The organism is Nocardiopsis alkaliphila YIM 80379 (assembly GCF_000341005.1).
Lineage (GTDB): Bacteria > Actinomycetota > Actinomycetes > Streptosporangiales > Streptosporangiaceae > Nocardiopsis > Nocardiopsis alkaliphila.
The window spans coordinates 1-12,753 of sequence record NZ_ANBD01000175.1; the positions used below are offsets into that span (position 1 = coordinate 1).

13 protein-coding genes are annotated in these 12,753 nt (G+C 67.7%); 4 read left to right on the forward strand and 9 right to left on the reverse strand.

Annotated elements, in window-relative coordinates; translation table 11 throughout:
• Both D472_RS0123180 and D472_RS0123185 read right to left on the reverse strand, forming a co-directional pair.
• On the reverse strand, positions 1 to 1,164 hold a 1,164-nt coding region (locus D472_RS0123180; protein ID WP_033304523.1), incomplete at its 3' end, for a GAF domain-containing protein.
• A 241-nt stretch (positions 1,165 to 1,405) separates the two neighbouring features.
• The gene (locus D472_RS0123185) at positions 1,406 to 1,996 is read right to left on the reverse strand and encodes a TetR/AcrR family transcriptional regulator (protein ID WP_017606825.1); all 591 of its coding nucleotides are present in this window, start codon (positions 1,994 to 1,996) and stop codon (positions 1,406 to 1,408) included.
• 55 nt (positions 1,997 to 2,051) lie between these two features.
• On the opposite strand from D472_RS0123185, the gene D472_RS0123190 reads away from it, so the two are divergent.
• Both D472_RS0123190 and D472_RS0123195 read left to right on the forward strand, forming a co-directional pair.
• Entirely contained in the window at positions 2,052 to 2,624 is a 573-nt protein-coding gene (locus tag D472_RS0123190) for a hypothetical protein (RefSeq protein WP_017606826.1), read from the forward strand.
• A gap of 62 nt (positions 2,625 to 2,686) precedes the next feature.
• Complete coding sequence (locus D472_RS0123195; RefSeq protein ID WP_017606827.1) at positions 2,687 to 3,184, forward strand: DUF421 domain-containing protein; 498 nt, start codon at positions 2,687 to 2,689, stop codon at positions 3,182 to 3,184.
• A gap of 154 nt (positions 3,185 to 3,338) precedes the next feature.
• On the opposite strand, the gene D472_RS0123200 is transcribed toward D472_RS0123195, so the two are convergent.
• Positions 3,339 to 4,370 (reverse strand): SMP-30/gluconolactonase/LRE family protein, encoded by a 1,032-nt coding sequence (locus tag D472_RS0123200; RefSeq protein WP_017606828.1) that lies wholly within the window; start codon positions 4,368 to 4,370, stop codon positions 3,339 to 3,341.
• A gap of 69 nt (positions 4,371 to 4,439) precedes the next feature.
• Positions 4,440 to 6,257 carry a flavin-containing monooxygenase gene (locus D472_RS0123205; RefSeq protein WP_017606829.1) on the reverse strand — a complete coding sequence of 606 codons (1,818 nt, stop codon included), beginning with the start codon at positions 6,255 to 6,257 and terminating at the stop codon, positions 4,440 to 4,442.
• Between the two features lie 138 nt (positions 6,258 to 6,395).
• On the opposite strand from D472_RS0123205, the gene D472_RS0123210 reads away from it, so the two are divergent.
• Complete coding sequence (locus tag D472_RS0123210; protein WP_017606830.1) at positions 6,396 to 6,872, forward strand: MarR family winged helix-turn-helix transcriptional regulator; 477 nt, start codon at positions 6,396 to 6,398, stop codon at positions 6,870 to 6,872.
• Positions 6,873 to 6,878: 6 nt separating this feature from the next.
• Here the strand turns inward: D472_RS0123210 and D472_RS0123215 are convergent, their stop codons facing one another.
• Complete coding sequence (locus D472_RS0123215) at positions 6,879 to 8,018, reverse strand: methyltransferase domain-containing protein (RefSeq protein ID WP_017606831.1); 1,140 nt, start codon at positions 8,016 to 8,018, stop codon at positions 6,879 to 6,881.
• A 291-nt stretch (positions 8,019 to 8,309) separates the two neighbouring features.
• On the opposite strand from D472_RS0123215, the gene D472_RS0123220 reads away from it, so the two are divergent.
• The gene (locus D472_RS0123220) at positions 8,310 to 9,020 is read left to right on the forward strand and encodes a DUF2267 domain-containing protein (protein ID WP_017606832.1); all 711 of its coding nucleotides are present in this window, start codon (positions 8,310 to 8,312) and stop codon (positions 9,018 to 9,020) included.
• A 117-nt stretch (positions 9,021 to 9,137) separates the two neighbouring features.
• Here D472_RS0123220 and D472_RS0123225 read toward each other — a convergent pair whose 3' ends face one another.
• The 4 genes from D472_RS0123225 to D472_RS0123240 form a co-directional block, all read right to left on the reverse strand.
• On the reverse strand, positions 9,138 to 9,473 hold the full coding sequence (locus D472_RS0123225) for a hypothetical protein (RefSeq protein WP_026117997.1): 336 nt from the start codon (positions 9,471 to 9,473) through the stop codon (positions 9,138 to 9,140).
• Between the two features lie 127 nt (positions 9,474 to 9,600).
• Positions 9,601 to 10,185, reverse strand: a complete 585-nt coding sequence (locus tag D472_RS0123230) for a TetR/AcrR family transcriptional regulator (RefSeq protein ID WP_017606834.1) — start codon at positions 10,183 to 10,185, stop codon at positions 9,601 to 9,603.
• The gene (locus D472_RS0123235) at positions 10,182 to 11,648 is read right to left on the reverse strand and encodes an MFS transporter (protein ID WP_017606835.1); all 1,467 of its coding nucleotides are present in this window, start codon (positions 11,646 to 11,648) and stop codon (positions 10,182 to 10,184) included. The genes D472_RS0123230 and D472_RS0123235 overlap by 4 nt, the downstream gene beginning before the upstream one ends.
• Before the next feature lie 160 nt (positions 11,649 to 11,808).
• Positions 11,809 to 12,699, reverse strand: a complete 891-nt coding sequence (locus tag D472_RS0123240; RefSeq protein ID WP_026117998.1) for an NmrA family NAD(P)-binding protein — start codon at positions 12,697 to 12,699, stop codon at positions 11,809 to 11,811.
• Positions 12,700 to 12,753 lie beyond the last annotated feature (54 nt).

Genomic DNA, 12,753 nt, shown 5'->3' on the forward strand with positions numbered 1-12,753 from the left:
GAGGTCGTGGCCGACCACGTCACCGATGACCAGGGCCGTGGCACCGTTGGCCAGGAGGAAGGCGTCGTACCAGTCCCCACCGACCTCCGAGGCACTCTGCGCGGGCTGGTAACGGGCGGCGAACCGGAGGTGGTCGACCTGGGGCAGGGGGGTCAGGAGTTGACGCTGCAGGGTCTCGGCCATGTCCCGTTGCTGCTCGAAGAGCCGGGTGCTCTCGATCACCAGGCCGGTGCGTCGGGCGATGTCGTTCAACACCAGGATCTCGGCGTCGGTGTAGTCGGTCTTCCGCCCGGTGCGACCCACGGTCAAGGCGCCGAACACTTCTCGGCGGGTGTGCAGCGGTACCACCACGGCCGTGCCCTCACCCAGATGCTCGAACAGTTGCCGGTGAGCCAGAGCCAGAGGTTCGTTCGGTTCTCCGGCCTGGGCACCCCCATCGAGCACCACGGGCCGGACACTGTACATGGCCCGGGCCAGCGCCGAACGGGAGGTCTGTGACAGGGAGGGCAGCGGACCCTTCAACGCCTCGGCCGTGTCGTCGTCACCGAGGGAGTGGACGGCCACGCGTCGCATCTCCTTGGCCTCCCCCTCGGGGATCAGGTCGATCACCGCCCAGTCACCCAACTCGGGCACCAACAACCGGACCAGCTTGTCCATCGTCTCGCCCAGGTGTGGGGAGGAGATGAGTAGGACGGAGACCTCCGCCACCAGGCTCAGTCGTGCGGTGAGTTCCTCCAGCGCTGCCAGGTGCGCCGCGGTCTGTTCACTGGCGTCTCGGTGCTTCTTGAAGTTGTGGAAGACCAGGACGGTGCCCGCCACCCGATCTCCGTGCTGGAGGGGGCTGGCCGCCCAGATGATGGGTACGAGCGTGCCGTCACCGCGTAGGAAGAACTGCTCGCTTCCCTCGACCTGTCGGCCGGTGTCGAGCACGACCTGGATGCCGCACTCCGCACGTGGCGTCTTGTTCCCGTCCGCGTCGCGGTGCAGTAGGTCGTGCAGGTCGGCGCCGTTCAGGTCCTCTTCGGAACGCTCCAGGATCGACCGTGCGTAAGGGTTGGAAGCGGCGATACGGCCGGCGGGGTCGATGAGGAACATCCCCGCGCCCACACTGTCGAAGACCGCATGCAGTAGGTCGGTCTCCAGGGGCCAGCCGGCGGCGTTCATGGCTTCCACTCCCGGTCCTCGCACCGCTCGGGGCGCGGTGATCGGTTCTCCCCTGGACGAAAGCCTGGTCCGCCCGTCGATTCCTGCCAGGTTCGTCTCGGGTCGGTTCGAGATACCCACTCGTACGGTACGTACACGCAAAGTCTCCTAAAGCGACCTTGGTCGACGCACTCCAGTGTGGTACTCCGAGGCGATCACGGGGAGCATTGCGCGGTCAGTGGCATGTCACGGGAACCGTTGTTCACCAGACCAAGAGTCGTCGGGCGGAGTCGGTGGCCAGTTCCACGACCTCTTCCGGTAGGTCTCGGCCCCCGAGAAGATGGCGCCTGACCAGGGACAAGGGCAGGTCGATCACCGCCAAGCGCACTCGTTCCAGCGCGTGTTCGGTCTCCTCGCCCGGTTCGCGAAGCCCGTCCGCGACCCGTACGAGCAACGCCCCGATCTCACCGTTGGCCCGTGCCATACGGGCGCGATCGACCTCGGACCAGCGTGGGGAATCGAACTCGCCCGGCCGGTACAGCAATACCCGCGCCAGGTCGGGGTGAGCACGACTCCAGGACACCACGTGGTGCGTGGTGCCCACGGCCGCCTCCAGTGCCGGCAGTACCGACAACTTTCGGCGGCACCCCTCCTGGAACGTCTCCAAGGCGTGGAGCCATACCGCGGCCAGCAGCGCGGGCCGCTCGGGGAAACGGTGGTACAGCGAACCGCTGGGCGCCCCCGCCGCGCGGGCCACCGCGGCCATGGTCACCGAGGCCGGTCCCCCCTCGGCGGCCAAGGCGGTGGCCGCCTTCACCAGGTCGTCGGTACTGAAACGCGCGGGTCTGCCCATGTTCTGGGAGCCTATCCCTGTTCATTTTAGAGAGTAGTCTCTAGAATGGTGCGGCATGGACGTGTACAACCTTCATCAGCGAGAATTCCCGGTCCCCGTGGCCAGGGTGGGAGCTTTGCTCGACACCCTGTCCGGAGAGGAGGACCGACTCTGGCCGCATCAGGCGTGGCCCGCCCTGCGTTTGAACGGCCCCCTGGCGGTGGGTGCTGCGGGCGGCCACGGGCCCGTTCGCTACGTCATCGAGGACTACAGCCCTCGAACACGGGTGCGCTTTCGTTTCCGGGAGCCACGCGGCTTCGATGGCTTCCATGAATTCACCGTCCACCCGAGTGAATCCGGGGGAGCCGTCCTGCGCCACCTGCTCGCCATGCGTGCACGCGGTCCGGCACGGCTGACCTGGCCGCTGATCTTTCGTCCCCTGCACGATGCCCTCTTGGAGGACGCCTTGGACCGCGCTGAACACGAACTGATCGGAGCCGTGCGCACTCCGGCCCGGTGGGGTCTCCACGTACGCCTGCTCCGCCGCGCCCTGGTTCCGTGTCGCCGCCGCCCGAACCGGACCCCGCAGGGGAGACTGACGGGGGCGGGACCCCTCTCGCGCCGACGGTGGCCCCGGACCCGCGCGTGATGGCGGCGGCACGGGACCGGTGGTCACGCCCGGCCCACCGTCACCGCTGAGGAGGAGGTCCCGTGGACTGGAGCAAGATCCTGCTGCCGAGTGAGCCGATGGTGGAACTCATCGTGCGTGGCAGCGTCACCTTCTTGTTGTTGCTCTTCCTGCTTCGTCTGGTCGGTCAGCGAGAGTCCGGTGGCCTGGGGATCACCGACCTGCTCGTGGTCGTGCTGATGGCCAACGCGACCAGTGCGGGAATGACCGGGAACACCGACACGATCGCCGACGGCCTGGTGCTGGCGGCCACGATGCTCTTTTGGAGCGTGATGCTCGACGCGGTCGCCTACCGCTGGCCCACCGTCGCCCACTTCGTCAAGGCCCGCCCCCGGCCGCTCATCCTGGACGGGCGACTCGACCACCGGGTCATGCGGCGCGAGTTCATCACCGAGGAGGAGGTGTTCACCCAACTGCGGCTCCACGGATACTCCGAGCCCCGGCTGATCGCCCGTGCCTACCTGGAACCCAACGGGATGATAAGCATCATCCCCAAGGCCGATGCGGTCGAGGAGTCCTGACCGAGGGAGCGGAACGACCGCTTCCCAGCGTCGGGGCGCTCGGTGACACGAGCGGGCTCACCCTCGCCGCTCGGCCCGGCTGCCGGGACACGCCCCGGCGCGGCGGAGGGCGAGTCCCAGCAGCCCGCCCCACCGACCTCACCGAACAGCACGTCTAGCCGCCGTTGGACTGACGGATGCCTTCATCGAGTGCGTCGAAGGTGTAGACGAATCCGCCGTCCTCTCCGCTCACCGTCACATAGGCCTCGGTCGTCCCTGGGGCGATGGCCACGTTGGTCGCCGTGTCCAGCCCTTCGGCGGCCTCCTCGGGAACGGTGACCGTCGCCAGGTGCCGGCCGGTCGAGCTGTACACGAAGATGCTCGGCTGTCCATGAACGGCCTGATAGAGGTTCCCGCCGGCGTCGACCGCGATGGAGTCGATCCGGCTCTTGCCGCCGTCGAAGTGGATGGCGGCGTGCGAGGTCTCGACCTGGGTTCCGTCCTCGTTGAGCGCGTAGTAGTCGACCCGGTTGGCGGCGTACTGCCCGACCCAGAGTCCCGCGAAGTCCTCGTCGAAGGAGATGCCGTTGGGTGCGGGCAGGTCCTCGGCCAGGACGGTGGCCTGGCCGCTTCGCCCGTCGATGCGGACCACGCGTCCCTCTTCCTCCCAGGCGGGGGACATGAAGCCGGTGGTGTCGCTGACGTACAGGTTTCCGGCCTCGTCGAAGGCCACGTCGTCGGGGTGCATCCGTGCCCCGTCCACGTCGCCGGAGAAGAAGACGGTCTCGTCCTCGCCCTCCGGGGTGATGCTCACGATCGTGCCGCCCATGATGTCGGTCAGGTACAGCCGGCCGTCGAGTGGACTGAACTGGGCGGAGGTGTAGACACCGGCCTCATCGGTGAACACCGTCTCCGCTTCGAGGGCCTCCACGTCCACCCGCATCACCTTGGGTTCTCCGGGGGGCGCGGTGACGTCGACGACCAGGAGATGACCGTCCTCGTCGAAGGTAGGTCCCTCCAGCAGGGTCATCCCCGTTTCCTCGTGCACGGAGGTCACCTGGAGTAGGAGTTCGGCGGTTTGATCCGTGGGCCGAGGGGATCGTGTATCGGCGTCGTTGGCGCATCCCACCGCGACACCGGCCAGGCTGAGTGCGGCCAGTGCGCAGGTGATGGCGGTAGGTGTCGGCTTGCGGCCGTGCTGTGGCATTGGTTCACCTCGAAGTGGGGGGGTGGGGCCCGAGGCGGGGGCGCCCCGGGCCGAGAACGATCGGGGTGCCTACGACTTCACTCCCAGGACCTCGTGCATGCTGGTCCGGCGCCACTCGGCGAGCAACCGGTGGAAGGGAATGGGCCCGGGACTGTAGGAGATACCGGCGGGAAGCCCGGCGCCTTCGAGGTTGTAGTAACCGGGTGTGCACTGGGCCTGGAAGGCGGAGTTGTCGTGCGCGGTCTCGGCCACGACCTGGACCCACGCCTGGACCGCCTCGGCCGTGGGTTCGACCACGTGGACGTCCTCCTGGCGGGCCCGCGAGATGACGGCGGCGATGTGCTCGGCCTGCTCCGACAAGATGTGCGTGAAGTTGACGGAGTTGGCGTTGTGCAGCGCCCCCAGGTGGAAGAGGTTGGGGAACCCGTCAGTGTAGAAACCGTGCAGGGTGCGCAACCCCGTGGCCCAGGACTCCAGGAGCCGCTGTCCGCCGCGGCCGTGGACCGGCATGGCACCGGACATCACACCGGAGACTCCGACCTCGAAGCCGGTGGCGAAGATGATGCAGTCGACGGGGTACTCGGCTTCGCCGACGACGATCGAATCCTCGGTGATGCGCGTGACGCCGCCATGGTCGGCGGTGTCCACCAGGGTGACGTCGTCCCGGTTGAAGGTCTGGAGGTAGTGGTCGCTGAAACAGGGCCGCTTGCACATGTAGCGGTACCAGGGCTTGAGGAGTTCGGCGGTGGCCGGGTCCTCGACGACCTCGTCCACGCGGGCGCGGATCCGGTTCATCGTCTGTGCGTCGGCGATCTCGTCGATCCGTTCGCGTTCTTGGGGCGAGAGGGTGGTGTCCAGCGATCCGGTGATCATCTTGCGTTGAAGCCGCGAGGTGGCGGTCCACCCGTCCTGGACCAGGTCGGTCTCGACCTCTTCACCGGCGATCACCGCGAGGAAGTTCTCCATGCGTTCGCGCTGCCAGCCGGGGCGCAGGGAGGCCGCCCAGTCGGGGTCGGTGGGGCGGTTGTCGCGCACGTCCACCGTGGAGGGCGTGCGCTGGAACACGTACAGGTGCTCGGCGTCCTCGCCCACCTTGGGGATGACTTGGACGCCGGTCGCGCCGGTGCCGATGATGGCGACCTTCTTGTCGGCGAGGCCCTGGAGACCGCCGGTCTGGTCGCCGCCGGTGTAGTCGTAGTCCCACCGGCTGGTGTGGAAGGTGTGGCCACGGAAGTTCTCGATGCCCGGGATACCCGGGAGCTTGGGTTGGGTCATCGTGCCCGAGGAGGTGATGACGAATCGGGCTCGCATCCGGTCACCGCGGTCGGTCTCGATCACCCACTCGTCGGCCTGCTCGTCCCAGGCCAGGTCGGTGGCCCGGGTCTGGAAGAGCGTGTCACGGTACAGGTCGAAGGTTTCGGCGATCGCGACGGCGTGCCGGCGGATCTCCTCACCTGGGGCGTAGCGCCACTCGGGCACGTAGCCGACCTCTTCCAACAGGGGCATGTAGGAGTAGGACTCGATGTCGCAGTGGATGCCGGGGTAGCGATTCCAGTACCAGGTTCCACCGAAGTCGCCGGCCTCGTCCATCATCCGGATCGATTCGATACCCGCTTGGCGTAGCCGCGCTCCGGTCAACAAGCCGCCGAACCCACCACCGATCACCAGCACTTCGACGGTGTCGGTCTTCGGTTCGCGGTCGGTGCGCGGGGTGTAGGGGTCCTTGGCGTAGTAGCCGAACTCGCCGGCGGCCGAGCGGTACTGGACCGGGCCGTCGGGGCGGAGACGACGGTCGCGTTCGTGGGCGTACTTGGCCCGAAGCGTGTCGAGGTCGATCTCCTCGGCGGGCGTCGTGATGTTCGTGGGCGTTTCGGGGGGTGTGCTCATGTGCCGTTTCCACTTCGGCGCCGGCGCGTCTTGCAGGGGTGCGCCGGCGGTGTCGATGAACCATGCGGAAAAAGGTTAGCATCAAGCTAAGTACTTTCTCTGGGGAGTGTTCGGCCACCGGCGGCCTATCATTGCGACATGCGCGAAGAGGGGACCGACCAGGGAGAACACGAACGTGAGAGCATCGTCCGCGATATCCAATCCCTGAAGGGAGCCATGGAGGAGGCCCTCTTGGCCACCCTCCTCCAGCACTTGCTGACGCTGGACCTGACCCTCCAGCAACTCAGGGTCCTCATGGTCTTGGTCAGCACGAAGGAGGGCGGGACGGGCAGCGGCCTGGCCGCCTCGTTCGGGGTCTCCCTGGCGTCGATGTCCGGAGTACTCGACCGGCTCGTGACCCACGGCCTGGCCACACGGTCGGCCGACCCCGACGACCACCGTGTCCGCCGTGTGCACGCCACGCCCCTGGGAGCCTCGACCGTGCGGAGCCTGGTGGTGGCCGGCCCCTTCCAGGGCGATGTCCTGAGGAACCTGCCGCTGGAGGACCTACGCGCCCTCGAACAGGGATTCCGTGCCGTGAGCAGGCAGGTCTCCCTCATGTCGGAATCGGGCTGAACGGGGTCAGGGCATGGAGCCGATGACCCGACTCTCATGGTCCAGCCAAACGCTCTGCCGCTCGGCGGACACGGTGAGGCCGAACCGGGTGTGCTCGGGGCGCCCCTCCCGCCGCCACCACGCATAGGCGGACTCCAACTCGGTGAACAGGGAACGAGGCCCGTGCTGGCGGACCTGGTAACCGCTTCTTCGAGAACCGTGGTCCACGTGCCAGGAAGCCCAGGAACCGGTGCCCGGATCGACCAGGTGGACGGTGAACCGCCGGCCTCGGTCCTGCTCGAACTCGATCCGCTTCAGGACGGTGGGCATGTGCAGACCGATGGCGAAGCTCGCACCGAAATCGCCGAGTGGCTCGTGGGGATGCAGTCGTGTGCGGGTGAGGGTGGACTCCCGCACCTTGGGAGGCACGTGGGCCTTGAGGGTTCGCCCGGTGACGCGCTGGTCACGTACCCACATGAACGCCACGTCCCCGGTGAAACGGCCGTGTGCGGTGCCGTGCGGACCGACGTGGAGATCGGCCAAGACCCCGTTGTGGAGGGCGGTGCCCCAAGGGGTGAGGATCCGCCCGCCGGGTCGGGTCTGAGCGACCCAGTGGTAGGGCACGCGCCGCACCGCCACGGTACTGATCACCCGGTCGAAGGGGGCTCGAGCGGGCCAACCCTGGGTGCCGTCCCCGGTGATGACCAGGGTGCACAGCCCGACACCGAGCAGTCGTTCCCGGGCCCGTTCGGCGAGGTCGGCGTCGACCTCGATCGTGACGACGTCCTCCTCGCCCAGCCGATGGGAGAGCAACGCGGCGTTGTACCCGGTTCCGGTACCGACCTCCAGTACCCGCATCCCGGGAGAGGCGTCCAGACGGCGGAGCATGTCGGCGACGACCGAGGGTTTGGAGGCCGAGCTGATCGGCGGAGCGCTCCCATCCTCGTTCCCCTCGTCCACCTGAGTGACGATCGGAAGGTCGTCGTAGGCCGAAGCGAGCCAACGCCGCGGATCGGTGTCTCGGTCCACGACCTCACCGTCGGGTGTGATGATCCGGTCGGGCAGGAAGCGGTGGCGTTCGATCCCCGTGAACGCCTCGCGCCAGTACCGGGTCAGTACGCCCGCCTGTTCGAGGCGGGCGACCAGTTTCTCGTGTGGGGGGGTCACCACTCGTCGTCCCTCTCATGCATCGCTTTGTGCCCGGGGCATCGTCCTCGGGGCGGGGAGGGACGGACCGGCCGGGTTCGAACCCGTCGTGGGCGGGTGGTCTTCATGCCGTGTCGCGCATGGTGAGGGAACAAGGGTCGCATGAATGTATTTTTCGGGTGGCGTCGGGTGAGGAATCGGGAGGTGCCAGGGCACCGACCAGGGAGGTTCGTCAGGGCGCCGGATGTTTGATGGCGAACCCACCGGTCAGGGGGCAAAGGAGTCGAGCATCGCGCGACCCGAGGGAGGAACATGATCGCCTACCAGGAACTCGTGGAACACGTGGTCCGCGAGGGTGAGGCTTCCGACAACGACGAGGCCCGTCGGGCGTTGGAGGCCACGGCCGATGTGTTGGCCCGGCACACCGATCCGGACACACGCCGGTACCTGCGTGAACGATTGCCCGCGGCACTGCGCGACCACGTCCCCGATCAACCGGGAGCACCGGCGATGGAGAGCGGATCACTGTCTCAGGAGGTGGCCCGACAGATCGGCTGTCCCCAAGAACGAGGGGTGCGTCTGATGGGGGCGGTACTGTCCGGGATCCGCCGAAGCGAACCCGGGCTCGCCGAGGAACTGGCCTCCCGGCTCCCCGACGAACTCGCCGAGTGGGCCCAAGACCCTCAAGGGGCCAAGGGCCGCGCCGACACCGGCCAGAGCGGTACTCCGAGCCGATTGGATCAGGACACGGTGGAGCGGGCTCTACGGCGGGGCCCCCCCTGGCGGGGTGACACCGAGGGTCTGACCAGGTCCGTGGAGCTGCCCGCCGACCGGATCACCCCGCTGCTGAACCAGGCGAAGAAGTCCGCCCGCGAGCTCGGCCACGGGTTCGGGCACCACACCACCGACATCGGGATCGATTTCACCGTGCGGACCGATTCGGTGGACGCGGTGACCACCCGCGACATCGAGATGGCCGAACTCATCGACGCGGCCATCGCCAAGATCGGAGCCGGTGGCTGAGGAATCGCCCTCGACGCCTACCTGGGCGCGCCCTGTGGGTCGGTTCCCACCAGGGCGCGCCGGGGCGTCATGAGCGCTTCGAGGGAGGACGGAAAGGGTCGAAACCGGAGTTCGGCTTCAGGTGTCGCAATTGCGGCAACGACGTGTGGCGATCCGCTTGGTGTTGCCCTTCGTGGCTCGGGCGGGAGAGTTCGCGTTGAGCCGACGCCACAGGAGCGGGTCGGGGTCGTTGATCCAACCCCACACCGGTGCGCCGACCTCGGAGTCGGATTGATGCTTGCACCCCGGCCGGTGGGCGATGCCCCGTGGCGAGATGAGGATGGCGCCGCGAGGGAAACGGGGCTCGGGCGAGGTGGCCTCAGGGTCTTGCCCGACCCCGTCTCGGCTTTTGCCCTTGAGCGAGCACGCGCAACCGCCCCCGACGGGGAGTTCGCAAAAATCACAGCGTTCCATGAGTCGATCATGCACTGTCCAGGTGACGAATGGGCCTCACGCCGCGTCCTTGGCCGTTTTCTTCCGGGAAGCGGTGCTGCTTCCCTCCCAAGGAGCACCCTTTCCCACCCATCCTGGCCTCGGATGTTCAGTCCGTGGGACGCGGTGTCTCGGTGCTCGCGCAGGCCCGTGCGCAGGCCTCGATCTGGCTCTGGACGAGCGGCCCGTACAGGTCCAGCACCTCCTCGCGGGAGAGCTCGTCGGCGGGGAACAGTCCCAGGGTCCGAACGCCTTCGGCCAGCCCGAGGATCTGACCGGCCACCGTGGCGGCGTAGCGGCGGTCGGGGGTGGTGTCCCCGATCAGGTCGCCGAAGCGCTTCAGGACACGCCCCCGTACCTCCTGGCGGGTGCGGTCCGGGTCGGGGGAGTCTCGGACGTGGGAGAGGGCGATCAACAGGGGGTCGGCGACATCGTGTTCCCGACGGGTGAGGACCTTTTGGACCAAAGCGCGTCCGATCTGGGAACGGGGCAGGTCCAGTTCGGCCAACGGGATGTCGTTGGGGCCCAACTCGTTGAACAACTCGGCCTTGCTGCGGTAGTGCTTCATCACCAGGGCGGGGGAGACCCCCGCGGCGGTGGCGATGTCGCGGATGGTCACCTCCTTGTAGCCGTGTTCGGAGAAGAGTTCTCGTGCGGCGTCGAGAATGGTGCTTCGACTGTCGGGTCTGCTCACGATCCCACCTTCTCCTGGGCCTCTTGGGCGCTGCGTGCCGGAACGTTCCCGGCGCTGGTCCCATCATCGTCCTTCTCGTGGTGTCCACGCGCGGGGATGAGGGATCCCATCAGCACACCGGCCGCGCACACGGCCACACCGAGTCCATTGGCCGTGAACATGGCCTGCGCGGAGGGGAAGACCACGCCGTCCACCGTCACGGTCAGGGACGCGAAGACCAAGGCGACCACGGCGCTGCCGCTGGAGGTGCCCATCGAGCGGACCAGGGCGTTGATCCCGTTGGCCGAAGCGGTCTCGCTACGGGGAGCGGTCGCCATGACCAGGGCGGGCATGGCGGCGAACGCGATGGCGCTGCCCAGGCTCACGAGCATGTTGCCCAACATGACCTGCCAGAGCACGTCGTTGTTGAACATCCGCCACAGGTAGGTCAGGGCCATGACGGTGCCACCGATCAGCAGCACCGGTTTTCCACCCCAGCGGTTGAGCATGCGACCGGAGATCGGGGAGAAGGCGAGCATCATCAGTCCGCCCGGCACCATCGCCAGCCCCGCCACGGCCACGGGCAGTGCCAACCCGTATCCGGTGTCGGCGGGGACCTGGAGTTCTTGGGTGGTGACCAGACCGTTCAGGAACATTCCGAACCCGACGAAGTACGAGGAGACGTTGGTGAACAGGATGGGGCGCTTGAAGGCGGTGCGCAGGTTCACCATGGGGTCGCGCATGCGCAGTTGGAGTGGGACCCAGACCGACAGACAGACGAGGGAGAGCGCGGTCAGGCCGATGACCTGGCCGCTGGTCCAGCCCCAGGTCGCACCCTTGGACAGCGGGAGCAGGAGAGCGACCAGGACGACGGTGAGCAGCAGCGCGCCCAGGACGTCGAAACGTCCGGGGGAGCGCTGGGAGGATTCATCGAGGGTCAGCGGGATGGCGATGAGGAAGAACGCGCCGACCAGCGCGGTGGACCAGAACAGTGAGGTCCATCCGAACGCGCTGTAGAGCACACCGGACAGCGGTAGGCCCAGGGCGGCGCCGATACCGAGGGTGGCGCTCATCAGGGCGATACCCCCGGCGAGCTTCTCCCGGGGGAGTTGGTCACGCATGATGCTCATGCCCACGGGGATGAGGGCGGCGCCGAAGCCCTGCATGGCGCGGCCGATGAGCATGGCCGGGAAGTTTCCGCCGATCGCCGCGATGAGCGAGCCCACGGTCATCACCACGAGGGACAGGAGCAGCATCCGGCGCTTGCCGTACATGTCGGCCATGCGGGAGACGATCGGGGTGGCCACGGCTCCGGTGAGCAGGGTCGCGGTGACCAGCCAGGAGGCGTCGTCGGCGGATACGTCCAGGATCGCCGGCAGGTCCGGCAGCAGCGGGATGACCAGTGTCTGCTGGAGTGAGACGACCATGCCGCACAGGGTCAGGATCGCCATGGTGAGCCATGAGGGCACACGCAGGACGGGCATACTTCGGCCTCCATATCGGCGAACGGGGCGGTGGGCGCTTGGGGAGGGCACACGAGAAGAGGGGTGAACTGGTGTTCACCCCCCTCGAGTGAACACTCGTTCACCCCCGTGCGTCAAACGCCTCCCGCTTCATGGGACCTTTGTCACCGCCGTGTGCGCCTCAAAGGGCCGGAAGCAGATGGGCGTGTGCCCAGGCCGCGAGCGTGGTCGGCGTGGTGGTGAGGACCCCGCGCTCCTGCTCGGGCACGAAGTTCTCCCGCATCCCGGCCGCCATCCCCACGACCCCTTCGACCTGCCCCTGGCTCGAACCGGCCGAGCGCAACGCGGCGCGCACCTGATCGTCCGACACCCGCTCCGCGCGCACCGGACGTCCCAACGCTCGGCCCAGGACCTTTGCCACCTGCGAAAAGCTCAGATCCTTTGGGCCGTGCACGGCCTGCACCACGCTGCCCGACCAATTGCCGGCCAGCAGTCGCACGGCCGCCACGTCACCGATGTCGCGCGGATCGACCCAGGGGATCGCCGAGTCCAACGGCCACGTGGTCGACAAGACCCCCTCGCGCAACGAGTCCGCATCCATGAGCAGGTTCGTGAAGAAGTAGCCGCAGCGCAGATGCAAAACGTTGGCCCCGGTGGCGTCCAAGGCCTGCTCGGTTCGGGCCAGGCCATCGATCTCGCCCACCCCGTGCCGCTTCTCCGCTCCCACACTGCTGAGGAACACGGTGTGCGCGATCTCGTTCTCTTGGACCGCCCGTGCCGCGTTGGCGCCCATGCGGGCGTGGCCGGCGATCGGGTCCTCGTCCGGGGTCGGCGGATCCACCCAAAAGAGACGGTCCGCGCCCCGGGTCGCCTCCAAGACGGCCTCGACGTCGCCCTGATCGCCCCGCACCAGGTCCACCCGTTCCCGTGTGGCCGCGTCGAGCTTGTCGGGATCGCGTAGCAGTACCGTGGGGCGCGCCCCCGCCTGCAACAGCAGGCGCAGGACCCGTGAACCCACGCGCCCGGTCGGTGTGGTGACGACGATCTTTCCGTTCACTTGATGATGTGCCATGGCCGGAAGCTACGGTCACCAGCGGTCGATTCCTGGCCGCCACCTTCTTCACTT

Coding starts and splice junctions, on each gene's coding strand:
- D472_RS0123185 (WP_017606825.1), bottom strand. CDS start 1,996: ATGGGCAGACCCGCGCGTTTCAGTACCGACGACCTGGTGAAGGCGGCC.
- D472_RS0123190 (WP_017606826.1), top strand. CDS start 2,052: ATGGACGTGTACAACCTTCATCAGCGAGAATTCCCGGTCCCCGTGGCC.
- D472_RS0123200 (WP_017606828.1), bottom strand. CDS start 4,370: ATGCCACAGCACGGCCGCAAGCCGACACCTACCGCCATCACCTGCGCA.
- D472_RS0123205 (WP_017606829.1), bottom strand. CDS start 6,257: ATGAGCACACCCCCCGAAACGCCCACGAACATCACGACGCCCGCCGAG.
- D472_RS0123210 (WP_017606830.1), top strand. CDS start 6,396: ATGCGCGAAGAGGGGACCGACCAGGGAGAACACGAACGTGAGAGCATC.
- D472_RS0123220 (WP_017606832.1), top strand. CDS start 8,310: ATGATCGCCTACCAGGAACTCGTGGAACACGTGGTCCGCGAGGGTGAG.
- D472_RS0123225 (WP_026117997.1), bottom strand. CDS start 9,473: ATGGAACGCTGTGATTTTTGCGAACTCCCCGTCGGGGGCGGTTGCGCG.
- D472_RS0123235 (WP_017606835.1), bottom strand. CDS start 11,648: ATGCCCGTCCTGCGTGTGCCCTCATGGCTCACCATGGCGATCCTGACC.
- D472_RS0123240 (WP_026117998.1), bottom strand. CDS start 12,699: ATGGCACATCATCAAGTGAACGGAAAGATCGTCGTCACCACACCGACC.